Origin of the sequence: Saccharothrix sp. ST-888, from assembly GCF_000955975.1 — a bacterium.
Lineage (GTDB): Bacteria > Actinomycetota > Actinomycetes > Streptomycetales > Streptomycetaceae > Kitasatospora.
On record NZ_JYJF01000009.1, the window covers coordinates 66,932 to 92,595 of the forward strand.

At 70.8% G+C, this 25,664-nt stretch carries 18 protein-coding genes and 1 pseudogene; 9 read left to right on the forward strand and 10 right to left on the reverse strand.

All coding sequences use genetic code 11. The features are described from left to right. The first annotated feature begins 358 nt into the window (after positions 1-358). The 5 genes from UK12_RS06165 (at position 359) to UK12_RS06185 (ending at position 7,599) form a co-directional block, all read left to right on the forward strand. Complete coding sequence (locus UK12_RS06165) at positions 359-2,008, forward strand: hypothetical protein (RefSeq protein ID WP_045300422.1); 1,650 nt, start codon at positions 359-361, stop codon at positions 2,006-2,008. A 927-nt stretch (positions 2,009-2,935) separates the two neighbouring features. Then, on the forward strand, positions 2,936-4,330 hold the full coding sequence (locus tag UK12_RS36345) for a restriction endonuclease (protein WP_052681629.1): 1,395 nt from the start codon (positions 2,936-2,938) through the stop codon (positions 4,328-4,330). A 758-nt stretch (positions 4,331-5,088) separates the two neighbouring features. Then, positions 5,089-5,343 (forward strand): hypothetical protein, encoded by a 255-nt coding sequence (locus tag UK12_RS06175; protein ID WP_156178566.1) that lies wholly within the window; start codon positions 5,089-5,091, stop codon positions 5,341-5,343. A 160-nt stretch (positions 5,344-5,503) separates the two neighbouring features. Then, the gene (locus UK12_RS06180; RefSeq protein ID WP_045300426.1) at positions 5,504-5,719 is read left to right on the forward strand and encodes a KTSC domain-containing protein; all 216 of its coding nucleotides are present in this window, start codon (positions 5,504-5,506) and stop codon (positions 5,717-5,719) included. A 62-nt stretch (positions 5,720-5,781) separates the two neighbouring features. After that, positions 5,782-7,599 carry an ATP-dependent nuclease gene (locus tag UK12_RS06185; RefSeq protein WP_052681631.1) on the forward strand — a complete coding sequence of 606 codons (1,818 nt, stop codon included), beginning with the start codon at positions 5,782-5,784 and terminating at the stop codon, positions 7,597-7,599. Between the two features lie 1,143 nt (positions 7,600-8,742). Here UK12_RS06185 and glnA read toward each other — a convergent pair. Then, positions 8,743-10,155 (reverse strand): type I glutamate--ammonia ligase, encoded by a 1,413-nt coding sequence (glnA, locus tag UK12_RS06190; RefSeq protein ID WP_045300430.1) that lies wholly within the window; start codon positions 10,153-10,155, stop codon positions 8,743-8,745. A gap of 268 nt (positions 10,156-10,423) precedes the next feature. On the opposite strand from glnA, the gene UK12_RS06195 reads away from it, so the two are divergent. Then, a complete protein-coding gene (locus UK12_RS06195) occupies positions 10,424-10,891 on the forward strand; it encodes an RDD family protein (RefSeq protein WP_045300432.1) in 468 nt (155 codons plus the stop codon). Positions 10,892-11,018: 127 nt separating this feature from the next. Here the strand turns inward: UK12_RS06195 and UK12_RS06200 are convergent, their stop codons facing one another. The 5 genes and pseudogenes from UK12_RS06200 to UK12_RS06220 form a co-directional block, all read right to left on the reverse strand. Further along, positions 11,019-11,708 (reverse strand): DUF4191 domain-containing protein, encoded by a 690-nt coding sequence (locus UK12_RS06200; protein WP_045300434.1) that lies wholly within the window; start codon positions 11,706-11,708, stop codon positions 11,019-11,021. Between the two features lie 158 nt (positions 11,709-11,866). After that, entirely contained in the window at positions 11,867-12,094 is a 228-nt protein-coding gene (locus tag UK12_RS06205; RefSeq protein ID WP_156178568.1) for a hypothetical protein, read from the reverse strand. 201 nt (positions 12,095-12,295) lie between these two features. After that, positions 12,296-13,231 (reverse strand): annotated as a pseudogene (lipA, locus tag UK12_RS06210) (lipoyl synthase); the annotation flags it as partial. Positions 13,232-13,417: 186 nt separating this feature from the next. Then, a complete protein-coding gene (gene lipB, locus UK12_RS06215; RefSeq protein ID WP_269431991.1) occupies positions 13,418-14,215 on the reverse strand; it encodes a lipoyl(octanoyl) transferase LipB in 798 nt (265 codons plus the stop codon). Between the two features lie 176 nt (positions 14,216-14,391). Beyond that, positions 14,392-16,287 (reverse strand): helix-turn-helix domain-containing protein, encoded by a 1,896-nt coding sequence (locus UK12_RS06220; RefSeq protein WP_045300494.1) that lies wholly within the window; start codon positions 16,285-16,287, stop codon positions 14,392-14,394. Between the two features lie 355 nt (positions 16,288-16,642). Here UK12_RS06220 and UK12_RS06225 point away from each other — a divergent pair, with 355 nt between their 5' ends. Further along, a complete protein-coding gene (locus tag UK12_RS06225; RefSeq protein ID WP_231591062.1) occupies positions 16,643-18,421 on the forward strand; it encodes a hypothetical protein in 1,779 nt (592 codons plus the stop codon). 134 nt (positions 18,422-18,555) lie between these two features. Here UK12_RS06225 and UK12_RS06230 read toward each other — a convergent pair whose 3' ends face one another. Both UK12_RS06230 and UK12_RS06235 read right to left on the reverse strand, forming a co-directional pair. Then, positions 18,556-19,884, reverse strand: coding sequence for an NAD(P)/FAD-dependent oxidoreductase (locus tag UK12_RS06230; protein ID WP_045300440.1), 1,329 nt, complete (start codon positions 19,882-19,884; stop codon positions 18,556-18,558). Positions 19,885-20,416: 532 nt separating this feature from the next. Then, positions 20,417-21,322: a TIGR01777 family oxidoreductase gene (locus UK12_RS06235; RefSeq protein ID WP_045300442.1), complete on the reverse strand. Its 906-nt coding sequence runs from the start codon at positions 21,320-21,322 to the stop codon at positions 20,417-20,419. Between the two features lie 64 nt (positions 21,323-21,386). On the opposite strand from UK12_RS06235, the gene UK12_RS06240 reads away from it, so the two are divergent. After that, positions 21,387-21,908 (forward strand): GNAT family N-acetyltransferase, encoded by a 522-nt coding sequence (locus tag UK12_RS06240; RefSeq protein ID WP_045300498.1) that lies wholly within the window; start codon positions 21,387-21,389, stop codon positions 21,906-21,908. 443 nt (positions 21,909-22,351) lie between these two features. Continuing rightward, positions 22,352-23,041, forward strand: coding sequence for a hypothetical protein (locus tag UK12_RS36350; protein WP_052681633.1), 690 nt, complete (start codon positions 22,352-22,354; stop codon positions 23,039-23,041). 16 nt (positions 23,042-23,057) lie between these two features. Here the strand turns inward: UK12_RS36350 and UK12_RS06250 are convergent, their stop codons facing one another. After that, positions 23,058-23,573 carry a DUF4240 domain-containing protein gene (locus tag UK12_RS06250; protein ID WP_045300444.1) on the reverse strand — a complete coding sequence of 172 codons (516 nt, stop codon included), beginning with the start codon at positions 23,571-23,573 and terminating at the stop codon, positions 23,058-23,060. Between the two features lie 289 nt (positions 23,574-23,862). After that, positions 23,863-25,608 (reverse strand): 2-oxoglutarate dehydrogenase, E2 component, dihydrolipoamide succinyltransferase, encoded by a 1,746-nt coding sequence (sucB, locus tag UK12_RS06255; protein ID WP_045300446.1) that lies wholly within the window; start codon positions 25,606-25,608, stop codon positions 23,863-23,865. Positions 25,609-25,664 lie beyond the last annotated feature (56 nt).

Sequence of the window (25,664 nt, forward strand, 5' to 3'; positions counted from 1 at the left end):
GGGGTCAGCGCAGATCCTGCGCGGCGTACAGCGGACCGACGCCGCAGTGCCAGGAGCCGAGCAGCAGGCGCAGGGCCGTCTCCGGCGGGTGCGGCCGCAGGTGGCACCGACGCAGCCGCCGACCAAGCCGCCCTGCGCACGGCGGCCACTGCCGGCACGGCACCCCTGCCGACCCGCGCATCCGCCTGCTCGGCCACAGCGGTTGGACCGGACCCGCCTCCACCACCATCACCGGCGTCGGCCGCACCGCCGTAGCCGAGATCGCGGTGGACCCCGGCGACGGCGTCCCACGTTCGGGGCGGTGGCACAGCTCTGGAGCAGGGGCACGGCCGTCGGCACCGGTCGCTATCGTGAGCGGATGGTCGAAGTCCCGTGGGGCAAGCTGGGCTCGCAGCCCAAGGTTTCCGAAGCCCTCATCGCCATGCTGGTCCTCCGGCTGCGTCCGCAGGCGTTCCCAGTTGACGGGGCCGGAGGCGACGGAGGTCGCGATCTCTTCGAGTACACGGAGCGCTCCGAGCTCATCAACTACGAGGCCAAGTCGTTCGCTGGCCGCATGACGAAGGGCCGGCGCAGGCAGGTGGTCGACTCCCTGGTCTCCACCGCCCGCCACCAACCCGACCACTGGGACCTCCTGGTACCGATCGACGCCAACCCGTCCGAACAGCAGTGGTTCGACGGCCTCCGCAGCGAGTTCCCCTTCGTCCGGCACTGGCGAGGGCTCAGCTGGCTGAACACCCAGATCGCCGCCTTTCCCGACCTGGTGCGCTACAGCCTGCACAGCACCAGCGACGAGATCCTGCGACACATCGCCGAGTCCAGAGCCGAACGCGACACCCTGATGCGCGGGGTGCCGGACTTCGCGCTGCGCTACGCCGCGCTGGCTGCCCGCGCTCAGGAACTCTCCCCCCACTACGGCCTGCACGCCACCACCGCCCCGGACGGGGCACCGGTCGTCGAAATCGTCCCAAAGACCTGGCACATCCCGACGGAAGAACTGATCAGCTTCAGCGGCCAGGTCTTCTTCAAAGAGAACGACGCCGAGCACACCCGCCTCCGACACCGCTTCGAACGGGTCATCCGGTTCGGAGGCGACGACGTTCACTTGCCCGGAGAACACCTGCGGGACATCACCGTGAACGCGCCGGCCGCACTCGGCATCAGTGGTCCCGTGGCACAGGGTGAACTCCACATCTCCGCGCCACGCGTACCTCTCGACCCTCCGACCGTCGCCTCCATCATCGTGCGGGCGGAGAGCGGCCTTCCGGCCGCCTCCCTGCAGGTCAGGTTCACCCAGCGGTCCACAGGCACCAGCGGAGGGTGCCTCTACGGGGCCGACTCGACCGGTGTTTTCGAAACCAGGCTGAGGCTGGATGCGTCCTCCCAGCGCATGCAGTTCCGGATGACCTTCGTCCCACCCAACCTAGCTATGCCCTCTGCCTACGTACCCGCGCTGCGGCTGATGGCGCAGATGCTTCCCGGCCGCTTGATGGAACTGGCCATGGGAGACCGGGACAGACCCGAACTCAGTGAACCGATTCCGGACTCGGTCTGCCTGATGCCTCCCGAAGAGGCACGGCGGTGGGCCGACGCATTCGACGGCCTCGCACGCCTCCAGAGCCTCACCGGCCACTTCTTCCCGATCCCCGACGGCTTCACCCTGCGCGACGCACTTGACGTCGAGGACGCGCTCACGCTCCTCAACGGCGGCCGGACCCGGTCCTACGGCGGCACGGCATCCCTCGTGGTCGTCAGGCGCGAAGCCCTCGACCGCTTCTCGGCCGCGGCCGGGCCGCTGCGCATGGCGGCTGTCTACGAATGCATCACCTACGACTTCGGCGGCAACCGGATCGACCTGGGACCGATGGTCGAGGAGATCCGCGTGGAGCGCTTCCTCAACCTGCCACAGGCCCTGCGCCAGTTCGACGAGGAGGGCGAGGCCACCGTCCAGATCCAACTCGCCCAGGACGACTCGGTGGTCCGGTACCTGGGCAGCAAGCCGCCGGACTGAGGGCCTCGGCGGGCCCTGGGTCAGCCGACCACCGCACTGCGGCGCTCGATCAGCAGGACGTCCCGCCACACGCCCGAGGGAGAGGCAGAGCTGGCAAAAGATCGAACCTGTTGAGTCGGCAGCCCGCGAGCGATGATTACTGAAAGTAGCGAGATGGTGCACTGCCCAGTGCTGGCAAGGGCAACGGGGTGATCATCACGAGTTCGATCTACGTGTGCTCATTTCACACTCATTTCACATCGCGAGTCCCAGAGGGGTTGCAGTCGACTCCTCTCCAGGCGTTTCCGCAGGTCAGATGGGGTCCTACAGGTCGAAGTAGTGATCGAACATGCCTCTGACCTGCGGAAATGATGCCCTCACGGAAGATCATTTCACGGCTAGTGCACATGCAGCACTGATGACGATGAGCTGCGGTGAGAAATGCCGAGCGGTGATGAACACGCCATGGCGACTGCTCCTGTCAGCCGCTACACAGGGTTGCCGGGGGATACTCGTGGTGGCCCGCGTGGACGGGGCTCAGCGTCCAGGGCGAGGAGGGCGCTGACGAGTCTGGCGTCGTACGGGTGGGGGCGGTACCCCCGCCGCCCGGTTCTACGCCGCACACCGCTACCTCGCCGCCCTGCTCGAGGGCTTGCGCCCGACACCACCGAGCGCGTAAGCGACCCGCACCATGGTCTATCGGAAGCCTCCACCCCCACCCAGCTACGCAAGATCGATCGTGACCCCCCCCGGGGAATCCTGACCGCACGGGGGAAATTCCGTGACGCGGAACCGATCGAAGATAGGGAATTACGTGATCGCCGACATGGCCATGGCGGACCCTAACGAGTGCATGTCAGTGGTCATCTGTACCCTCCCCCAGTGCACATTGATCGATCCCTCTCCGTACTTCCCACCCGCTATGCCAACCGCAACCTACGGCGGTGGATGGGCGCCCAGATCGCCGTTGCGGATCACGCCGCCCTCCTCGCAACGTGGCTGTGGAACGAAGAGGGATACTTCCTTCTCGATGCGCATGACGCGCTGAACGAGCATCACCGCACGGTGGAGGCTCTACTGCAGGACGCGCTACGCAGGAAGCAAGCAGAGGGCTACGGTCTCGGCCCGCACTATGGCCCAGTACCGGCGGCTGTCGCGGAGGGCATCCAGGCTGCAGAGCTCAAGCTGATGGTGTCGCTGAGGGAAGCCAAGACCTCGGGCAGGCAGGCTGCCGATCTCGCGGAGAGGCTGTGGAATGAACGAGGCACCCTCTTCGGCTACGACGTCCGTGATCAATATCAGCGCGACAGCCGCTCCTCACAGTGGACACGCCGTCTTGAGGGAGTAGCAGACCTCTACTTCGGGCTGCCGAGAGCGCGGGAGCAACTCAGGCAGATCCTCAGAGAACACTGCGACGCAGTTCACGCCGTAGCTCTCGCGGAGGCCGCCCGCCAGGCCCACCTGGACTCTGCCATGGGCATCAGCACTGAAGGACGGTATCTGCGCAGCATCTATGACGCTCTGCGGCTTCACTGGTCCACGGTGGTGAGTGAGGTTGATGACGCGAGCCGCCGTGCAGCAGCGAGATTCCGGTGCCCAGCAGGCGACCAGGTGCCGTCGGAAACCGTGGAGGCCTTTGACACGGCAACCAAGGCCTTGCGCACCAGCCTCTTCGAGGAACGCGAACAGGCCGATCTAGCGGTCCGGGAGTGTTCCGAGCTCTGGAGCGGCGCTGCGAGCGCGTTTGGTCTGATTCCTGGAACGGACTCATCCGCCCCGTCCCACGGGCCAGCAACAATGGAAGCAGTGGCTGGCCTCTCGTACCGGCTATACGCGGCCCAAGTCCGCCTCGCGGAGCTCCTGACGAACCACGCAATCGCCTGCCAGGGCATCACGCTGACTGAAGACCGGCGCATCGGCTACGTCAGGTCAGGTGCTGGCACCAAGTGGTGGGACCTGACGAGGATGCACCACCGCGACTTTGAGGATCTCGTAGCCACACTCTTCGAGCGGGACGGCTTTACGATCATCCAGCGGCGGGGCGGGCCAGGAGACCTCGGCGCCGACGTCATAGCGGTGAGCCCGTCCGGACAGCGGTGCGTAGTGCAGTGCAAGTTGAGTTCCAAGCTGCACAAGGTCGACACCGGAGCGCTCCAACGCTTCAACGGGACCGCCAAACCCCAACACGGTGCCGACGTAGCGATCCTGGTAACGAACGCGGGGTTCACGAAGCCGGCCCTGCGCTTCGCGCGTGCGCACAGCATCAAACTGATGGGTGGCTGGGAAGTCCAGCGATGGGCCCAATGGGGCATCCCAGCACCCCAGCTACTTCATCTGCCATAGCGCCTGCCGCACGAACACGGCGCACCGATTCTTGACACCGGCGCTGCGCCAGCCTGTCCCCGTGTACGGCTGGCCGCCAGCCACCATGCCGACACAGGGGATGCGGGCCGTTGCGCCCGGCCGCAACTGGCGGCGTTGCACCATGGCTGCTCGTCTGCGGGAGATTCAGGGCTGGGGTCTGTGGTTCGGTGAGCTGAGCTGGGCGGCGGCCTGCTCGGCGTGTGTGGCGATGGCTGCGGGTTCCTTTGGCGGGGTGCCGGTGGTGCCATTTGTTCCCCCGCGCCCTCGAGTCATGGTCGGCAAGTGCGACTGTCCCACTGTGGCGTGCTTGCTCCGTCCGCGTCCAGCTCCGAACTGCCGTCGGCGCCTCGGATACAGCGGCTTCATCGGCCGCCTCGGCCAGGGCCTCGACGGCGTCCTCGCGAGCGATGACCGCGCGCCGCGCGGCCTCCTCAACCTCCGCGACAGCGGCTTGAAGCCGTTCCAGCTCGGCCCTCAGCTCCTCCGCCCGAGCCAACGCCACCCATTCACGCCGCTCCCGGACCCCCAGCACCGACGCCATCCGCCACCCCCAGCAAGCCCCGCACCGATACGACGGCCCGAGCATGCCTAACGAGCGACGGCCACCCCCTCACCTGGGCAAACGTGACCCTACCTCCGGTTAGGGAGTCGCTTCTCATCTCCTGCGGCCCACAGCCGGGCTTGGCTAGTGGCCTAGGCTGTTGCCCTGTCACCTCGACCGCCGCTACCGTCCAGGCGTGATCGGAAAGCTGGTGGGCGCAGTCCTCGGGTTGGTGGCTGCCGGGGTGGCGGCGCAGCGGCGCACGGCGGCCCGCAGGCCGGGACCGACCCCCCGCATTCGGATGTGGTACTACTGGCGCTGCGTGTGCGGCGGGCATTCTCGTGGCGGCTTCACCACCCGAGACGAGGCGTGGTGGGCCGGTGACCGGCACAGGATGCGCAAGGAAGCCGGCCATCCGACGGCGGAGATCTACACGACCGAAGAGGAATAGAACTACCCCGATGACTGAGGGGTAGGCCAGCAGCTCATGCGCCCCCATGGTTGGCATGCCGCCCGGCGCAACCTCCCTTTCCGGGCGGGCTCTTGGCGTACTGCTGATAGCATCAACGGCCAACCGGGCACCTTCCGGCGCATCAATCGCAGGAGGCACTGTGCTGCACCAGCCGGTCCAGTCCACCAATGTCCTGTCCGTCGGCTACGACGACTGCTCCAGCACCCTGCAGATCGCCTTCCACAGCGGATCCCTCTACGAGTACACGCGCGTGCCTGCGGAGGTGCACACCGCACTGCTGGCCGCAGCGAGCAAGGGCGGGTTTGTGGCCCGGCATATCAAGGGGCGCTACCCGACTCGCAAGCTTGCGGGCTGATCCGGTCCCTTTGAGTCCCACCCGTTCCTGGCCAAGTCGAGGCGTGCGTGCAGATTTGTGATGTGTCGGTCGAGGGTTTCCGCTGCCTCGCGGAGATCAAGCAGGTGCCGGTCTTGCGGCAGACTGTACTGACCGGCCAGAACGAGGGCGGGAAGACGGCGCTGTTGGATGCCCTCGCGTTCTTGTTGGAGGGCACAGCACTAAGTGAGCGTGACCTGACCTACCTCGGCGAGGGCGAAGCCGAGGACGCCGACGCGCCGGCGCGCTTGGCACAGGCGGTGGTCGAGGGCTCCTTCGCGCTGCGTCCCCACGAGCAGGAAGTCCTGGGCCTGCCCGAGCATGTGCGGATCCGGCGCCGCTACCGGCCGGAGGCGGGCTCGTTCCTGGAGGTGCGGCGCCGCGTGTGCGAGGAGGCGGCGCTGCAGGACCTCGCGTCACTCAAGCTCCCTGCCTTGAAGGCGACCGCGAGCTCCTATGGCGTACTCCCGGTCGGCCCGGCCACCGCGCGCGACAGCTGGGAGCAGCCGCTGCGGCAGCTTGCCGACACCATGCCGCAGGTCGACGCGTGGGTAGCAGCGGACTCTTCCGTGGAGGCCGCATTGCCGTCGCTCGTGTACTTCCGCGGCGATGCGGTCCAGGCGCCTGAGACGGTGATCCATACCTTGCTGGGGTCTCGCCTGCGGGAATACAGCCGATCCGATGACGCCGCCAAACGGGTCGAGGAGCTTGAGGAGTACCTCGCGAACTCGCTGACTGCGGACATCGACCGCATCCGCGAGCACATCGCGGACCGCTGCGAACTGCCGTCGGTCGAGCTCGACCCGAAGGTGCAGGTCAAGCCCGCCCTGACTGGCGTGGAACTGACCATCGTGGACGCGGGCGGACGTCGCATCCCGCTGTCCTCGGCCGGAACGGGCCGCTCCCGCCGTATCTCCCTGGCTCTCTGGGAGAGCAGCAATGAGCTGACCCAGAACGACGACGGCACCACGAGCGACGTCGTGTTCGTCTACGACGAGCCGGACACCCATCTGGACTACACCCGCCAGCGGCGGATCATGTCGCTCATCCAGGGGCAGTCGGCGCAGCCGAACGCCCGGGTGATCGTGGCCACCCACTCGCTCAACCTGATCGACGGGGTCGACATCTCCTCCGTGGTGCACCTGCGCACCCACCAGGGACGGGTCTGCGTGGAGGTCCTCGATGAAGGCGGCGCCGACGTGGACGTGCGCCGCCACCTATCGACCATCGCGACGACACTCGGGTTCCGCAACAGCGTCCTGCTGCACGAGCGGTTCTTCGTCGCTGTGGAGGGCGTATCGGAGACGTCCGCGTTCCCGATCCTGTTCCGCAAGCACGCCGGCGTACCTATCCAGTCCGCAGGCGTGTGTTTGATGGCCGGCGGCAGCAACGAGGGCGCGCTGCGCTTCGCGCAGTTCCTGGCCGACCACCGTCGGGCCGTGGCATTCGTGGTCGACAAGGACAGCCGCACGAACCAGAAGCAGGTCTTCCGCGACGACAAGCTCAAGCAGTATGGCTTCACTCCCGACGAGCACTGCTTCTACCTGGGCGCGCCCAACGAACTGGAGGATGTGTTCCAGAACGCGGACTGGGCTGACACGGCCAACGCCCTGTGGCCGCGAACCGACGGCTCGGGGCCGTGGCAGCCCGGCGACGTAGCCGAGCTGCGGTCGGGCAAGAAGTTCAGCTCCGCGCTGCTGGCCATGTTCAAGACCGGTTCCCTGGAGGGGCCTCAGTCCAAGGAGGACTTGATGGTCGGGATCGCCGCCCACCTGCCCAAGGAGCGCATTCCTGAGGACCTCACCAAGCTCTTCGACGATCTGGTCATCCGCGCCCGGAACGCGGGGCCGCATCTGTGGTGACTGCCGCGGACGCGGCCTGCCGGGCCGCCCGCCGCGCCTGCATGCGGCGAAGCCGCTGCTCGGTCGTCGGCTCCGCCCAAGTGTGCTGACCGACCGAGGCCACCCACTGAGTGCCGTGGTGGCCTCGGGCGTCGCCGCACCACCGACAGCCGTTCGGATCGGGTGGTAGGACTCTGTTCGTGCGTATCACCCGTGCGCCGCCCATGAGACACCGTCCGTGTGTATTGGGGCACCTTCGTTGGGAGTAGTTACCCCGGAGCGTCATGTTCAAAGAGTCCCACACACCACCGACAAGCGGATTTATGCAGTCCGAATAGTCACGCTACTGACCGCGCGCTACTTCAGTCCGATGCTGGCCACCTGGGCCCTCGGACTGGGCGGCCGGGGGCAGACGCTGGGACGCATCCGGTACACACCGCTCGCTGCCCGGGCGCGCGCCAGCGTACTGATCGCCGCCAGCAGGGCCACTACCTTCGCCCTCGCCGCGACGCCTGGTCTCGCCGCCCTGCTGATCACCCTGCCCATACTGGCCGGCGCCGTCGGGGGCAACCGGAACTCCTCCAAGCCACCGTGGGGTACCGCTTGCTACCGGACGACTGAGCGCCCTCCTGGGAGGCCCTGGCCACCCTGGTCGCTGCCCTCGCCCCATGGGCAGGCGCAGTCCTGATCGGCCCGCTCGGCACTTGGTCTCAACTGTTCGTGCTGTCTGCCATCGTCTCCGTGGCCGCCGCAGGGCTTGCTGTTGCCTGAGCCGACTGATTCTCGACGGACTCTGCCTGTCGAGGTCCGGCGTACTCCCTGCCTTCTCGGATGTCCTCTTTATCGGTGGGAACTGGCGAGCGTGGGTGACGCTTCGCCTGCGGGAGCGGCAGTGCTGGCAACAGATCGAACCTGTTGAGTCGGCAGCCTATGAGCGATGACTACTGAAAGTAGCGAGATGGCGTACTGCCCAGTGTTGGCAAGGACGACGGGGTGATCATCGCGAGTTCGATCTATGCGTGCTCATTTCACACTCATTTCACATCGCGAGCCCCAGGGGTGTCGCGGCCGCCCCCTCCCCAGGCGTTTCCGCAGGTCAGAAGGGTGTCTGACCTGCGGAAACGATGAGAGATCAAACTGCGTTTCCGCAGGTCGGAGGTACCCCTACAGGTCGAAGTAGAGCTCGAACTCGTGCGGGTGCGGACGCAGCGCGATCGGAGCGATCTCGTTGGTGCGCTTGAAGTCGATCCAGGTCTCGATCAGGTCCGGGGTGAAGACGCCACCCGCGAGGAGGTACTCGTGGTCGGCCTCCAGGGCTTCGAGGACCGCGGGGAGCGAGGCGGGGACCTGGGGCACGGAGGCGTGCTCGTCGGGGGCGAGCTCGTAGAGGTCCTTGTCGACCGGCTCCAGCGGCTCGATCTTGTTCTTGATGCCGTCCAGGCCGGCCATCAGCATGGCGGAGAAGGCCAGGTAGGGGTTGGACGAGGGGTCGGGCGCGCGGAACTCGATGCGCTTGGCCTTGGCGTTGGAGCCGGTGATCGGGATGCGGATCGCGGCCGAACGGTTGCGCTGCGAGTACACCAGGTTGACCGGGGCCTCGAAGCCGGGGACCAGCCGGTGGTAGGAGTTCACCGAGGGGTTGGTGAAGGCGAGCAGCGAGGGCGCGTGCTTCAGCAGACCGCCGATGTAGTACCGGGCGGTGTCGGAGAGACCGGCGTAGCCCTGCTCGTCGTAGAAGAGCGGCGAGCCGTCGGTCCACAGCGACTGGTGGACGTGCATGCCGGAGCCGTTGTCCCCGAAGATCGGCTTGGGCATGAAGGTGGCGGTCTTGCCGTTCCGCCAGGCGACGTTCTTGATGATGTACTTGAACAGCATCAGGTCGTCGGCGGCGTGCAGCAGGGTGTTGAACTTGTAGTTGATCTCGGCCTGTCCTGCGGTGCCCACCTCGTGGTGCTGCCGCTCGACCTGGAGGCCGGAGGCGGCCAGTTCGAGGGACATCTCGGCGCGCAGGTCGGCGAAGTGGTCGACCGGCGGGATCGGGAAGTAGCCGCCCTTGTACTTGACCTTGTAGCCGCGGACGTCGCCCTCGGCGGACCCGGTGTTCCAGGCACCCGCCTCGGAGTCGATGTGGTAGTACGAGGCGTTGGCGCTGGTCTCGAAGCGGACCGAGTCGAAGACGTAGAACTCGGCCTCGGGCCCGAAGTAGGCGGTGTCGGCGATGCCGGACGAGGCGAGGTACGCCTCGGCCTTCTTGGCGACGTTGCGCGGGTCGCGGCTGTAGGCCTCACCCGTGATCGGGTCCTGGATGAAGAAGTTGATGTTGAGGTGCTTGTCGGCGCGGAACGGGTCGAGGCGGGCCGTGCTGAGGTCCGGCGCCAGTGCCATGTCCGACTCGTGGATGGCCTGGAAGCCCCGGATCGACGAGCCGTCGAACATCAGGGTCTCGTCCGGGTCGAACGTCGAGGCGGGCACCGAGAAGTGCTGCATGACACCCGGCAGGTCGCAGAACCGGACGTCGATGAACTTGATGTCGTTGTCCGAGATGTACTGCTTCACTTCGGCGGCGTTGTTGAACATCCATCCTCCTCAGCGTGCGGATTGGTGGCTCACCATAGGGAGAGGCCGTTTCCGGCCGGTGACTCCACCGTTTCCTGAATGTTAACCACCCGCGTGCCGCGGGCGGCAAAGTCGTACGGTTCTGGGCAAAACGCTTCTCCGGTGCGGCCCCCGTCTGCCAAGTGGTCTGGACCACTGAACGGGCCCGGCGGTGTGCGATTCACCCACACGGGTTGCCGACGGGGGAGGGGGCCGAAGATCGGCCGCCCTGCCCGGATAGTGTGGATTCGTGGACACCAGAGAAGCGTTGGGATCGTGGATCGACGGCCCGAAGGCCGCCGCCGAGAAGATGGGCGCCGACTTCGGGTACCGCGGCGAGCGCCTCGGCCTGCCCGAGGAGGGCCCGGGATCGCTGGCCCGCCCCGGCCGCCGGATCGGCGCGCTGTTCGTCGACGGCTGGCTCTGCAGTCTGATCGCCTACGGGCTGCTCGCGCGCGGCGACCAGTCCGAGGCCAACCTGTGGACCACGCCGCTGTTCTACGTCGTGACCGTGCTGCTGCTGGCCACCGCGGGGACCACGGTCGGCAAGCGGCTGTTCGGCCTGCGGGTGGTCCGCCTCGACGGCAGCCGCGCGACCATCCCCCAGGTACTGCTGCGCACCCTGCTGCTCTGCCTGGTGGTGCCGGCGCTGGTCTGGGACCGCGACACCCGGGGGCTGCACGACAAGGCGGTCGGCACCGTCGAAGTCCGGGTCTGACCCGTCGGGGTCCGGCCACCAGGCGCTGGTCCCGTCGACGGTCCGGCCGCTTCGGGAGAAGTCAAACGGCCCCGCCGCGAGAAGCGCTCGCGGCGGGGCCGTGGTGTGTCGAGGGGGGAGCGGCGGCTCAGCGGGCCTGGCCGCCCTTGGGCATCCGGGCGCCCTTGGGCATCGGGCCCTTGGGGATCGGTGCCTTGGAGAGCAGGTCGCCCAGCGCGCGCAGCCGGTCATTGGTCTCGGTGACCTGCGCCGGGGTGATCGAGCGCGGCATCCGCATCAGGTGGATCTGCAGCTTCTTGAGCGGGATCTCGCCCTCGCCGTCGCCGACCATGATGTCGTGCACCGGGATGTCGCCGACGACCTTGGCCATCTTCCGCTTCTCGGCGGCCAGCAGGGGGCGGACCCGGTTCGGGTTGCCCTCGCCGATCAGCGCGATGCCGGGACGGCCCACGGCGCGGTAGACCGCGTCCTGGTTGCGGGTGACGGCAACCGGGGTCGGGTTGGCGCTCCAGCCGCGCTTGATGTTGTTCAGCACGGCCGCCACCGCGCCCGGCTGGCCCTCCATCTGCCCGAACGCGGCCCGCTCGGCGCGGCGTCCGAAGACGATCGCCATCGCCAGGAAGCCGACGATGAAGCCGAGGATGCCCAGGTAGATGGGGTGGTCGATCGCAAAGCCGATGGCGAGGAACACGCCGAAGGTGATGAGGCCGACGCCTGCGATGATCAGGCCGATCTTGGTGTCGACCTTCTTGGTCATTTGGTACGCCAGGCGGATCTGCTTGAGTCGCCCAGGGTTGCCGGATGTTTCCGTCGCCATAACGCTCATGGTACGTGGCAGGGCCGGAGGATATCCAAGGGGCGCCCCCCACCGGATCACCGCGCTCGGGCCCGGCCGGTGGCATTCAGCGGTATCCGACGGCATTCGATGGCATTCGGGCCGCTCGGCCCACTCGGGCCTCGGGCAGCTCGGCTCACTCAGACCGGGCGGCGGGAGCCTTCGGCGGCACCGCCGGAACCACCGGGCAGCGGGGCGTCGCTCTCCCGGTCCGCCGCGTACCGGCGGTTCTCGCAGACGGCCGCCCAGGCGTTCAGCCGGGCCTGCTGCCGCCCGCCCGCGAGCAGCACGCTCTCGGCGAGGCGCAGCGCGCCGCCGACCGAGCGGACCTCGCGCACTTGGGTGAGCTTTCCGATGCGTACCTGCATGCCGAGCACTTCCCTCGTCGCGATACGGATTGGACGGTCCCATCCTGACCGGCCGGTGTTACCGTCCGGTGAGCTGACCGTCAATGTCAGATGAAAGCAGAGTCCGGCGGCGGCGGCGCCGTGGACACCGCGGCGGGGTGAGCGTGTCGCTCACCCCGCCGGTGTCCGGATCACTGCGGGAGGTCAGACGGCCGCCTGCGCGCGGTGCTCCAGCGCCTGGCGGTAGAGCCGTCCGGCCCGGTAGGAGGAACGCACCAGCGGGCCCGACATGACGCCGGCGAAGCCGAGCTCCTCGGCCTCCTCCTGGAGCTCCACGAACTCCTGCGGCTTCACCCAGCGCTCCACGGGGTGGTGGCGCAGCGAGGGACGCAGGTACTGGGTGATGGTGATCAGTTCGCAGCCGGCGCCCACCAGGTCGGCCAGCGCCTGGCTGACCTCCTCGCGGGTCTCGCCCATGCCCAGGATCAGGTTGGACTTGGTCACCAGACCGGCCGCACGGGCCTGGGTAATGACGTCCAGCGAGCGCTCGTAGCGGAAGGCCGGGCGGATCCGCTTGAAGATCCGGGGGACCGTCTCGACGTTGTGCGCCAGCACCTCGGGGCGGGAGGAGAAGACCTCGGCCAGCTGCTCGGGCACCGCGTTGAAGTCCGGGATCAGCAGCTCGACGCCGGTCCGGCCGCTCTCGCGCCCGGCGGTCATCGCGTGCACCTGGCGCACCGTCTCGGCGTACAGCCAGGCGCCGCCGTCCTCCAGGTCGTCACGGGCGACACCGGTGATGGTGGCGTAGTTGAGGTCCATGGTCACGATGGACTCGGCGACCCGGCGCGGCTCGTCCCGGTCGAACTCGGCGGGCTTGCCGGTGTCGATCTGGCAGAAGTCGCAGCGGCGGGTGCACTGGTCACCACCGATGAGGAAGGTCGCCTCGCGGTCCTCCCAGCACTCGAAGATGTTCGGGCAGCCGGCCTCCTGGCAGACCGTGTGCAGCCCTTCCTTCTTCACCAGCGACTGAAGGGCGTTGTACTCCGGGCCCATCTTCGCCCGGGTCTTGATCCACTCGGGCTTCCGCTCGATGGGGGTCTCGCTGTTGCGGACCTCCAGGCGGAGGAGCTTCCTGCCGTCGGGCGCGACAGCGGACACGTGCGACTCCTAGAACTAGACGGGTACCACCAGGGTACGCCTGTGCTTGTAGGGCTTGTGCCGAGCCTGTGCCCCGCATTCGCAGGGCAACAGCGGACGGACCGGGGAGATTCCCAACGCAGCAGCCGGGACTCGGCCGGTCGGCGACCGCAAGTCGGCCCGCAAGTCGGCCGGGCTCGGCCGGGTTCAGCGGGCGAACGCGGGCTCCGGGAGCTCCGCGAAGACCTCCCCGAGATGCTTCTCGACCACCGGCAGCGCCTCGCCGACCCCGAAGTCCCGGCCCAGCTCGGAGGTGACCGAGGCCACCCCGGCGTCCCGGATCCCGCACGGCACGATGCGGTCGAACCATGTCATGTCGGGGTTGCAGTTGAGCGCGAAGCCGTGCATCGTCACGCCCCGCGCGACCCGCACCCCGATCGCCGCCAGCTTGCGGTCGTCGCCGCGCTGACCGGCGTTGGACGGCGCGTACTCGGGACCGGCCAGCCGGGGGTCGATCCCCAGCGGCAGCCCCATCCGCAGCGTCAGCTTGCCGATCTCGACCACCTGCGACGGATCCACCACCGCGTCCGGGATCGTCTCGCCCAGCACCCACACCCCGCTGCGGCCCTCGACCCGGGTGGTCTCCAGGCCGAAGTCGGCGCAGGAGCGGATCAGCGCCTCCTCCAGCCGGCGCACGTACGCGACCACGTCGATCGGGTCCGGCAGCTTGACGATCGGGTAGCCGATCAGCTGCCCGGGACCGTGCCAGGTGATCTCGCCGCCGCGGTTGACCTCGACCACCGGGGTGCCGTCCAGCGGGCGGTCCTCCGGATTGGTGCGCTTGCCCGCGGTGTACACCGGCAGGTGCTCCAGCAGCAGCACGGTGTCCGGGATCTCGTCCGCGACCCGAAGAGCGTGCAGGCGCTGCTGCTCGGCCCACGCCTCCTCGTACGGCACCGAGCCCTCGCCGATGCCCATCCGCACGAACCGTACGTTCTCGCTCACCGCTGCTCCTTGCCAGGCGTTCGAGACCAACCCGGCTAGCGTACGCCTGACCGGGTGATACCCGGCTGCTCGGGGTGAGCCACCAGAGGGGGCGCGGAACCGCGCGTACCGGGGGGCGGGCGCAGCTGCCGCACCTCCTGGCTGAACGGTTTGGCGGAACAGCCTCCCGAGCACCGTCAGCTCTCGGCGAGGAGCTGCAGGCGCAGCGCGAGCTGCAGCTCCAGCGCCCGCTCGGGGCGGTCCCAGCCGTGGCCGAGCAGCACCCCGATCCGGTCCAGGCGCTGCACCACGGTGTTCACATGGACGTGCAGCTCGCCCTTGGCCCTGGTCAGGCTGCCGCCGCAGTCGAAGTACGCGCGCAGGGTGCGGACCAGCTCGGTGCCGCGCTGGGCGTCGTAGTCGAGCAGGGGCCCGAGCGTGCTCGCCACGAACCCGTCGACCCGGTGGCCGTCACCCAGCAGGACGCCGAGGAACCCCAGGTCGGCGGCCGAGGCGCCGTCGCCGACCCGCCCGAGCACCCGCAGCGCCCGTACGCACCGCACCCCCTCCGCGTACGAGGCGGCCAGTGCGACGGGCCCGGTGGCGACCCGTCCCGCACCGACCGTGACCGGCGCGCCGAGCAGCCCGGCCAGCCGGTCGGCGGCCTGCGCCGCCCGGTGTCCGGGGGAGTGCGCGCCGTCCTCGGGAAGCAGCAGGACCACCGACTCGCCGTGCTCGGCGCTGACGCCCCTGGTCCCGAAGAGGTGGCGGACGGCGGCACCGGCCAGCTTGGCGCGCTCCTCGGGGGCGGCCTCGGCGACCAGCACCAGGTGCGGGCGGCCGAGGTCGACGCCCAGGCGGCGACCGCGCGCGGTGAGCCCGGCCGGGTCGCGGTCCGGTGCGGTGAGCAGGTCGGCGAGGAGTTCACCGCGGACCCGGTTCTCGGTCTCGGCGACCGAGCGGCGCAGCAGCAGGAGCAGGGCGGTGACCACGGCGGCCCGCTCGAACAGGCGGCGGTCGGCGTGGTCCAGGTCGGGTCTGCCGTGCAGCAGCAGGCTGCCGAGCGGCTCCTGGCCGGCCAGTACGGCGCAGACCCAGTCCGCCCCGTGCGGCACCGCGCGGCCCTCGGCCCGGGAGGCCGCCACCGCCTCGGCCGGTCCCTCATCGGCCCGGCCGCGCCCCGCCAGCCGGTTGCCCTCGGCGTCGCGCACGGTGACCTCGCCGCCCAGCAGGGCGGCCACCTCGGCGGCCACGTCGGGCACTTCGGCCCCGCGCAGGACCAGGTCGGTGAGCCGGTCGTGGGCCCGCTCGGCTCGCTGGACGGCGGCGGCGTGGGCCTGGATGACGGCATTGGCGGCGTTCAGCCCGGCCAGCGCCGCCCTGGTGTCGGCGAGCGCCTTCGCGGTGTCCAGGGCGATGGCGGCATGCGCGGCGAGCGAGCACAGCAGCGCGACCTCGTCGGGGGAGAAGGCGCGCGGGGTGCGGTCGGCGGCGAACAGCACCCCGATCACCTGGCCGCCGAGCAGCAGCGGCACCCCGATGATCGCCACCAGGCCCTCGTCGAGCACGCCCGCGTCGATCCGGCCGGTGTGGTGGAAGCGCTCGTCGGTGCGGTAGTCGGGCGTCGCGTAGGGGCGGGCCGTCTGCGCGACCAGTCCGCCCAGGCCGTCGCCGAGGCTCAGCCGCAGGGTCTGGAAGAGGACCGAGACCGACCCGTCGGTGACCCGCATGTACGTGTCCCCGGCGGCGGGGTCGGGCAGCGTCAGGTAGGCGGTGTCGGTGCCGAGCAGCATCCGGGCCCTGCGGACGATCGCCTGCAGGACCGAGTCCAGGTCCCGGGAGGCGGCCAGATCGCCGGCGGTGTCGAAGAGCGCGGTCAGTTCGGCCTCCCGGCGCCGGTGCTGACGCAGGGTCCGGTGGACGCGCACGGCCTGCCAGGTGGCCTCGTCGATCTCGGCCAGCACGTCGGCGGGCGCGTCCTGCCGCCGGGCCTCGGCCAGGACTTCGGCGAAGTCCTCGGTGGCGGCGCCGGACGCGAGCAGGTCGAGCAGCCTGCGCAGCGCCGGGGCCGGACCGGTGTGGGGGTCGTCCATGGTGCGGGCCATCGTGCCAGTTCCACCTCTGACGGGAAACGCTCGAATCCGATTCGGCCGGACGGCTCCGCCACGGGTCGCAGCGGCTCCTATGTGCTCGAACACCACGGAACCCGACCGATGAGTGGTGCTGAGCGCCATGGGACAGAAATGGACACAGTCACGCTTTCACCCAAACACGTTCAGTCCCATCTTCCTCACAACGGGCGCCACTGAGTCACCCGTTCGGAGCATTGCCCGCCCAGATCCACCCATAGCGGCAAAATGCTCGCTACATTCACGCCGACTCCTGACAGGGGGCGCCGCTCCGGGCACCGGGGTACCGGTGGGGCGCTAGAGAGGTGTTGAGACCGACATGCCCCAGAGGCCTGCAACCGACCGCCCGACCACGTACGGACAGCTCGACCCGCACCACGTGCCGGCCGGGACGCCACCGCACGCCACCGACCATGGTCAGACCGACGCCTTTCCGCCCACCGACGCTTTCCCGCCCGCTGACGCCTTCCCGCCCACCGGGGCTGCCCAGGTCGCCGTCCAGGCCGCCCAAGGAGCGCACAGCGCCCACGGCGCCGACCGCACCCAGAACCCGCGCCTCGCCGCCCTGATCGAGGAGGCCGGTTTCTCGCACGCCGGCCTCGCCCGCCGGGTCGACCAACTGGGCCTGGAGCACGGGCTGGACCTGCGCTACGACAAGACCTCCGTGACCCGCTGGCTCCGCGGCCAGCAGCCGCGCGGAGCCACCCCCGCGCTGATCGCCGAGGTCTTCACCCGCCGCCTCGGCCGCCGCTTCTCCGCACAGGACATCGGCCTGGACGCCTGCGCCCCCGTCTACGCCGGGCTCGAGTTCGCCGAGACCCCGCAGGAGGCCGTGGACATCGTCGCCAGCATGTGGCGCAAGGACAACGGCCCGCAGTCCGAGCTGCGCCGGATCGCCTTCACCCCGGCCGGCCTGGTGGTCCCGAGCCGGGACTGGCTGATCGGCCGCACCGACGAGCGGGTCGCCCGGGACGGCTCCGTGCCGAGCGCCGATCCCGCCACCCGGCCGGTGGGCTCCGGAGCCCGTCCGGGGGTATCGGCCATCTCGTCCCAACCCGCGATCCCGGCCCAGCTGTTGACCCAGGCGCCGCTGGTCCGGGTGCCGGCCCAGAGCCGCGGGTCGGCCGGCCTGGCCCGGGTGTCCGGCGCCGAGCCCGGCGAGTCGGCCGCCCGCGAGCAGCGCCCGGCGCTGCGGGTCGGCCGGGGCGACATCGCCGCGATCCGCGCCGTCGGCGACCTCTTCCGCGCCCTGGACCAGGCGTACGGCGGCGGCCACGCCCGGCAGGCGTTGGTCCGGTACCTGGAGAGCGAGGCCGAGCCGATGCTGCGCGGCCGGTACGGCGAGCAGATCGGCCGGGCCCTGTTCGGCGCGGTCGCCGATCTCACCCGGCTGGCCGGCTGGACGTCCTTCGACATCGCCGCTCACGGCCTCGCCCAGCGCTACTTCGTCCAGGCGCTGCGCCTCTCGCAGGCGGCGGGGGACCGCGTGCTCGGCGGCCATGTCCTTACCACCATGAGCCAGCAGGCCGTCCACCTGGGCCACAGCCGGGAGGCCATCCAGCTCGCCAGGGTCGCCCAGCAGGGCGTCGGCACCGCCGCGCCACCGACGGTCCAGGCACTGATGCACGCGGCCGAGGCGCGCGGCCACGCCCTGGTCGGGGACGTCCGTTCCTGCACCACCGCCATGGTCCGCTGCGAGCGCGCCCTGGGCACCGCCCGTCCCGGCGACGACCTGCCCTCCTGGGCCCGCTACTTCGACGAGGCCCAACTGGCCGACGAGTTCGCCCACTGCTACCGGGACCTCCAGCAGTGGCGCCCGGCCGCCCAGAACGCCGAGAAGTCCCTCCGGCTGCGGGCCCCGGCCTTCGCCCGCAGCCGGATCTTCTGCCGGATGGTCCTCGCCACCGCCCGCCTCGGCATGGGCGACGTGGACGACGCCTGCGGCATCGCCGGCGAATCCCTGCGCGCGGCAGGCGAGATGCGCTCGGCCCGCACGGTCGAGTACCTCCGCGACTTCCACCGCCGTCTGGCCCCCTACCGGGTCAGCCAGGCCGCCCGATCCTTCGAGGAGGCCGCCCGCCAGGCCGGCGTCATCTGACCACCCTGATCCGGGCAGGCAGCGTACGGCCGCACGGCGGCGGGCCGGGTGAAGTCGATCTCGCACCCGGCCATCGCAGACCTGGCCCACGCCGCCGCCGCGGACCTGGCCCACGCCGCCGCCGCGGACCTGGCCTACGCCGCCGCCTCGGCCGGCTGCGAGGTCATCGGTACCCGCAGGTCCCGCAGCACGGCCTGGGCCGCCCGCCGCCCCGAGACCAGCGCGCCCTGCACGGTGCTGGTGTCCCGGTGGTCACCGCAGGCGTACAGCCCGGCCAGCAGGCGCACCGGCCGCCGGAAGTTGTGCGGCGGCGGCATCGCCGGTACGGCGTCCTGGATGTGACGGACGCTCAGGAACTCCCAGCCCGAGGTGGACGTCCCGTACAGCTCCGCGAGCCGGCGCCGCACCAGGGGCTCGTACCCGGCGGGGCCGCCGGGCTCGAAGCTGCGCCGGCCGAGCACGGTGGTGGCGATCAGCGCGCGTCCGAGCGGCGCGTACGAGGGGTCCACCTCGCTCAGGACCAGTGAGTGCGAGAGCACCGGCCGGCCGCCGGGCCGGTCGGCGTCGAGCAGTAGGACGGCTTCGCCCAGGGGCGAGCGGTCGGCGGCGTGGTAGTAGGTGGTCACCGGGTGGAAGTCCGGCAGCCGCAGGCCGGGCAGCAGGGTGGCCGCCGACTGGGCGTCGGTGGCGAGCACCACCGCGCGGGCGGCGATGCGTCCGTGACCGGCGGTGTCGACGCCGTCGGCGGCGATCGCGGTGACCCGGACGCCGAGCCGGACGGTCCCGACCGGGAGCCGCTCGGCCAGCTGTGCGGGCACCGCGCCGATACCGGCGGCGGGCAGACAGAGCCGCCCGCGCGCATAGGAGCGCAGGACCAGATCGGCGACCCGGCTGCTGGTGCCGAGGGCGGGGTCGCTGAGCAGGGCGCCGAGCAGCGGCCGCAGGAAGCCGTCCACCGTGCGGGGGGCCAGGCCCCGGTCGGCCAGCGCCCGGGCGGTGGTGGTCTCCGGCCTGGCCAGCAGGCGCGGCACGGGCGTGACGGCGAGCCGGCCGAGGGTGGCGCCGAGCCTGGCCTTGTCGAGCGGACTGCCCAGCGGGCCCCGGGCGGCGGCCTGCCGGGCAGCGGTCTGCTGCGGGTCGCCGACTCGGTAGCGGCGGGCTCCGCTGTGCACCAGGACGCCGGGGGCGAGCGGGCGCAGCTCCAGGCGGTCCAGGTCGAGGCGGCGGCGCGGCTCGGGGAAGTCGGTGTTCAGCAGGTGGCCGCCGTTGTCCAGCCGGAAGCCGTCGAGCTCTCGGGTGGCCGTCCGGCCGCCGATCCGCTCGGTCGCCTCCAGTACCTGGACGGTCAGGCCCCGGCCGGTGAGCGCGTGCGCGGCGGCCAGTCCCGCGAGCCCGGCGCCCACGACGACGACGTCCGGGTCGGACTGCCGGCGGGTGCGGCGGGTGAAGTCATGTGCGGGCACGAGTGTGCTCCCTCCCTGGTTCCGGGGGGACCGGCCGACGCGGGCAGCGGGCTGCCGGGACACGGTCCGACGATGTGATGCCCCGTCAGTGCGGCGATCAGGCAGAGAAATTCGTTCGAATCGGGGGCCCCGGCGGGCATCGGCGGCATGATGCGGGGCACGGTCACGGACTGTGCGCCGGAACGGAGCGTTCCCCGGCTCGGCGGGCGCGCACGGTCACCAGGGGCGTACAGCGCGCCGTCCGGATGCCACCGTGCGCCCCCTCCATCCGCCCCGACCGCCGCCCGGCGTACGCCCCGCCGACCGCCCCCGTGCGGTAGGCCCGCCAGGCGGTGCAGGGGCCCGGCGGTCGACCACACGCCTCCGCAGTGCCTGGAGCCCCGCCGGCCACATGGCCCCCCGACCGTTGCACGGCTGGCGCCGGACTCCCGGCTCTCCCGGTTCTCCTCGGAGACCTGAGCCGGCTGCCCGGGGTGCCGCCTGACAGCCGAGTCCGACGGCCGAGTCCGGCGGCCGAGCTCTGCCCGGGTGTCTAGAGCGCCGCCCGCACGGCCGAGTCCACGTCCGGGTGCTGGAAGTGGAACCCGGCGTCGAGGAGGCGCTTGGGCAGCACGCGGTGGCTGCCGACGACCTCCACCGCCATGTCGCCGAGGGCCAGCCGCAGCGCGGCCTCCGGGACCGGGAACGGCGTCGGCCGCCCGAGTGCCCGTCCCATCGCCTCGGTCAGCTGCCGGTTGGTGACCGGCTCCGGTCCGGTCAGGTTGAACGGGCCGCTCAGGTCCTCCCCGTCGATCAGGAACCGCAGCGCCGCGACCTCGTCCGCCAGCGAGATCACCGCCCAGTACTGGTCGCCCGAGCCCAGCCGTCCGCCGAGCCCGAGCCGGAAGAGCGGGAACAGCCGTCCGCCCGCGCCGCCCTTCGCCGAGAGGACGAGTCCGGTGCGGGCGTAGGCCACCCGGATCCCGGCGTCCTCGGCGGGCCTGGCGGACGCCTCCCACTCGACGCAGACCTCGGACAGGAAGTCCTCCCCGGGGGGTGCGTCCTCGTCGATGACCCGGTCGCCGGTCTGGCCGTAGTAGCCGACGGCGGAGGCGTTCACCAGGACCCGGGGCGGCTGCTTCGCCTCGACGAGAGCGGCGGCGATGGTCTCGGTCCCGAGTACCCGGCTCTCCCGGATCTCCTGCCGGTAGCCCTCCGTCCAGCGGCGGTCGCCGACCCCGGCACCGGCCAGGTTGACCACTGCCTCGACGCCGTCGAGGCCGGCCCGGTCGATCTGCATCAGGTGCGGATTCCAGCCGACCCCGACCGTGCCGTCCGACTGCCTGCCGGTCCTCGCCCGGTGGCGGACCAGCCGTACCACCTCGTGCCCGTCCGCCAGCAGGGAGCGGACGAGAGCCGAACCGATCAGACCCGTGGAACCTGTCACCGCGATACGCATGGGGCCATCGTGCCAGGTCGCAAATCCGTGGTCGGGGAGCCACCCGCTGAATAGCATGTCGGCCATGCGACCTGACGGTGTGACCATACGGCGAGCACTGACCGAGGACGGGGCGCAGCTCGCCGCGATCGACCACGCGGCCTGGTCCTGGATCAGCGACGTCTCGCCACAGCCCGCCGAGGACGCGGGGTTCTTCCACGAGCGCCGCACTCCCGGGCAGTGCCTGGTCGCCGAGTCCGACGGCGTCGTCGTCGGCTACATCCGGCAGGTGCCGCCCACGCCGCTGGCCACCAACCGGCACATCCGCCAGATCCAGGGTTTCGGCGTACTGCCGGCATTCCGGGGGCGGGGCATCGGTGCGCTGCTGATCGACGCCGCGATCGACGCCGCCCGCACCGACGGGATCCGCCGGATGACCCTGCGCGTGCTCGGCCGGAACACCTCCGCCCGGCGGCTCTACGAACGGGCCGGTTTCACCGTGGACGGCATCCTGCCGGAGGAGTTCCACCTCGACGGCGAGTACGTGGACGACGTGCTGATGGGGCGCAGCCTGCTCGGCCACGACCACGACCGCGATCACGGCTGAGCCACTGGCCCGCGCCGGGTCCGGTCATCGCGACAAGTACACGGCACATGGTGCCGCTTGATGGCAGGTCAGTCCGTGTCGCGACAAGTACACGGCACATGGTGCCGCTTGATGGCAGGTCAGTCCGTGTGCCGCAGGGCATCTGCCGGGTCCGGGCGCCGACGGGTACGGTACGGTACGTGAGCGACTCGACTCCTCCGGGCCGGCCTCCGGAGTCCGGGCCCGGTCCGTGCGGCGGCGCACCGGAGCCCCAGCAGGACGGCGGCGCCCGGATCGGTGCCCGGTCCGCAACGCCCGCGTCCCCGTCGGCTCCACCGCCCTCCGATGACGGCGGAACGCGACAACCACCTCATGCTGCAACGGCGTTCAGCGCCCCGGTGGATCCGACTCTGCCGGGTCGATCGCATTCGCAGCCCGAGTCCGTTCGGAAGCTCCACGGCGGGTTGATCATCGGCCTGGTGGTCGCCGTCTTCGCGGCCGTGGCCGTCACCGGACTGGTCTGGATCGGTCTGGACTCGGACGAGGACGACGACAGCGCCGCCGCTCCGCCACCCGGTGCCACCGTGCGGGACGGCGGACCTGGCCGGCAGGAGGCAGATGCCGGTCCGACCGCCGTCGCGCCCGTCGGACCGGACGGTGCCGCAAGGGACTTGGCGCACGGCTGGCGCGTCCCACTGCCCGCCGGCTGGACCTCCGGCCGGCACGACCGGGACGTCGCCGTCTATCTCTCCACGGCCCGGTACTCCTGTGCGGACCCGGCGGGCTGCGTGCGCGGCAGCTTCGGCATCGACGCGGTCGCGGTGGACGGCACCGATGCGATGACGGTCGCCCGTTCGGTGATGGCGGACACCGCACCCGAGCTCTTCGGCGACCTCGCCGCACACGAGGAACTCCCCTCCGGGCCGGTCACGGTGGCGGGCGGGCGAGGCTTCGCCGAGCGCTGGCACGTGGTCCCGAAGCAGGGCGTCCAGGGGTACGTCCTGGTCGTGACCGTCCCGGCCCGGGGCGGCGGCTTCACCGTGCTGACCGGGTCGGTGGACGACCACCCGCAGGCGCCGAGGCCGGCCGTGCTCGACCGGATCGTCCAGGGCATCAGGGGCGGCCAGGGTATCGGGGGCGGCGCGGGCGTCTGACCCGGTCCCGCCGTGCTCAACGTCCGTACTGCTCCCACAACTTGGGGAACCGTTTCGCCATGAGAGCGGAGTCCTCGAAGTCGAACGGGGTGCCCTCGGGCCGGCGCGGCTGTTCGACCCCGAGCTCGGGCAGCGGCAGACCGGTGAGCTGCTCGTGCGCCTCGTCGGCGGCGTAGCCGAGGTCCTCGGCCTCGCCGTCCTCCTCCTCGTCGAAGTCCGGCACCAGCTCCGCCAGATCGTCCGGCTGGTGCAGCGCGCCCTCGAACACCTCCCGGCCCTGGCCGATCAGCCAGCACCGGAAGTAGTCGAAGGTGTCCTCCGAGGCGCCGCCGAGCATCAGGTGCGCGGCGGCCCACACATCGGTGCGGTAGGCGCGTTGGAAGCGGGCCTCGAAGAGCCGCGCGAAGTCGAGCACATCGTCGGGTGTCAGCTGCACGAGCCGCTCGACCAGCGCCTCGGCCTGGTCGTCGGGGTCGCCGTCGGCCGCGTCCCGGGTCTCGTCGATGAGCTGCCAGAAGTCCGTCTCGTACATCACCGCTCCAGCATCGCCGGTCGCCAGGGCGAATGCATGCGTTGACGCCTGTGCGGAGTGGCGCGGGCCACCGGCGGAGCCCGGACGGCCCACGGGCCTCGCCGCTGACCGCCCGTACCGGCCCGCCCGGCGGTTCCCCGCGCCACCGTCAGCCCGCGCCACCGCCCCCTGCCGCTCGAAGCCGCGTGCCCTGAGCCCTGCGCACAAAGGGCTGTGCCCCGTCCCGTACGCGGCGAACGCGACGGAACGGGGCACAGCCCTTTGCAGCAGACAGCCGATCAGAGACTGATCAGAGGCCGAGGTCGCCCTCGAAGGCGCCCTCTTCCAGGCGGGCCTTGACCGTGGCCAGGAAGCGGGCGGCGTCGGCGCCGTCCACGATCCGGTGGTCGTAGGACAGGGCCAGGTAGACCATGTCGCGGATCGCGATGGTCTCGCCGAGGTCCGGGTGGTTGATGACCACCGGGCGGCGCACGGTGGCGCCGATGCCCAGCATGCCGACCTGCGGCTGGTTCAGGATCGGGGTGTCGAACAGCGCACCGCGCGAACCGGTGTTGGTCACCGTGAAGGTGCCGTTGGCCAGCTCGTCCGGCTTCAGGCCGCCGTCGCGGGTGCGGGTGGCGAGGTCGGCCACCTTCTTCGCGATACCGGCGATGTTGAGGTCACCGGCGCCGTGGATGACCGGGACGAACAGACCCTTCTCGGTGTCCACCGCGATGCCGACGTTCTCGACGTCGTGGTAGGTGATCGAGTCGTCGTCGTTGACCCGGGCGTTGACGACCGGGTGCACCTTGAGCGCCTCGGTGGCGGCCTTGACGAAGAACGGCATCGGCGAGAGCTTGACGCCCTCACGCTGCAGGAAGCTGTTCTTGGCCTTGGCGCGCAGCTGCATGATGCGCGTGACGTCGACCTCGACCACGGTGGTCAGCTGGGCCGAGACCTTCAGCGACTCGACCATGTGCTTGGCGATCGCCTTGCGCACGCGGGTCATCGGAACGGTCTGGCCACGCAGCGGGGACGGCGCGGCGGCAGCGGCCTTCGGAGCAGCCGGAGCGGCGGCAGCGGCGACCGGAGCCTTGGCGGCCTCGGCGGCGGCCAGGACGTCCTGCTTGCGGATACGGCCGCCGACACCGGTGCCGGTGACGGAGGAGAGGGCCACACCGTGCTCGGCCGCGAGCTTGCGGACCAGCGGGGTGACGTAGGCGTCCGAGCTGTCGGCAGCCGGGGCAGCCGGGGCAGCCGGAGCGACCGGAGCAGCGACCGGAGCGGCAACGGGGGCCGGAGCGGCCGGAGCAGCGGCGACCGGGGCCGGAGCCGGGGCGGCAACGGGGGCCGGGGCGGGCGCAGCCGGGGCGGCGGGCGCGACCGGAGCAGCCGGAGCGGCGACCGGGGCAGGAGCGGCCGGAGCAGCAGCGGCCGGGGCGGCACCCGCGACACCGATCAGCGCGAGCTGGGCGCCGACCTCGGCGGTCTCGTCCTCGCCGACCAGGATCTTCACCACGACACCGGCGACCGGCGACGGGATCTCGGTGTCGACCTTGTCGGTCGAGACCTCCAGCAGCGGCTCGTCGACCTCGACGGTGTCGCCCTCGGCCTTCAGCCAACGGGTGACGGTGCCCTCGGTGACCGACTCACCCAGCGCGGGGAGCAGCACCGGGGTGCCCGCAGCGGCGGCGGGCGCGGCCGGAGCAGCCGGAGCGGCAACCGGCGCCGGAGCGGCCGGAGCCTCGGCAACGGGGGCCGGGGCGGCGGCCGGAGCGGCCTCCGCGACCGGGGCGGCGGCGGCAACCGGGGCGCCGGAGCCGTCGTCGATGATGGCCAGCTCGGCGCCGACCTCGACCGTCTCGTCCTCGGCGACCTTGATCGAGGCCAGGATGCCGGAGGCCGGAGCGGGGATCTCGGTGTCGACCTTGTCGGTCGAGACCTCCAGCAGCGGCTCGTCGGCCTCCACGCGCTCACCCTCGGCCTTCAGCCAACGGGTGACAGTACCCTCGGAAACGCTCTCGCCCAGCGCGGGCAGTGTTACTGAGACCGCCATGGTTTCAGCGACTCCTATCAAGTCTTGCGTACGGGAATGGGGGAAGTAAGAGCCGA

Bases quoted from the DNA above. Each gene is read 5' to 3' on its own strand.
- UK12_RS06205 (WP_156178568.1), bottom strand. From the start codon at position 12,094: ATGCAGGTACGCATCGGAAAGCTCACCCAAGTGCGCGAGGTCCGCTCG.
- glnA (WP_045300430.1), bottom strand. From the start codon at position 10,155: ATGTTCAACAACGCCGCCGAAGTGAAGCAGTACATCTCGGACAACGAC.
- UK12_RS06220 (WP_045300494.1), bottom strand. From the start codon at position 16,287: ATGGACGACCCCCACACCGGTCCGGCCCCGGCGCTGCGCAGGCTGCTC.
- UK12_RS06225 (WP_231591062.1), top strand. From the start codon at position 16,643: ATGCCCCAGAGGCCTGCAACCGACCGCCCGACCACGTACGGACAGCTC.
- UK12_RS06165 (WP_045300422.1), top strand. From the start codon at position 359: ATGGTCGAAGTCCCGTGGGGCAAGCTGGGCTCGCAGCCCAAGGTTTCC.
- sucB (WP_045300446.1), bottom strand. From the start codon at position 25,608: ATGGCGGTCTCAGTAACACTGCCCGCGCTGGGCGAGAGCGTTTCCGAG.
- UK12_RS36345 (WP_052681629.1), top strand. From the start codon at position 2,936: ATGGGCGCCCAGATCGCCGTTGCGGATCACGCCGCCCTCCTCGCAACG.
- UK12_RS06200 (WP_045300434.1), bottom strand. From the start codon at position 11,708: ATGGCGACGGAAACATCCGGCAACCCTGGGCGACTCAAGCAGATCCGC.
- UK12_RS06235 (WP_045300442.1), bottom strand. From the start codon at position 21,322: ATGCGTATCGCGGTGACAGGTTCCACGGGTCTGATCGGTTCGGCTCTC.
- UK12_RS06240 (WP_045300498.1), top strand. From the start codon at position 21,387: ATGCGACCTGACGGTGTGACCATACGGCGAGCACTGACCGAGGACGGG.
- UK12_RS06250 (WP_045300444.1), bottom strand. From the start codon at position 23,573: ATGTACGAGACGGACTTCTGGCAGCTCATCGACGAGACCCGGGACGCG.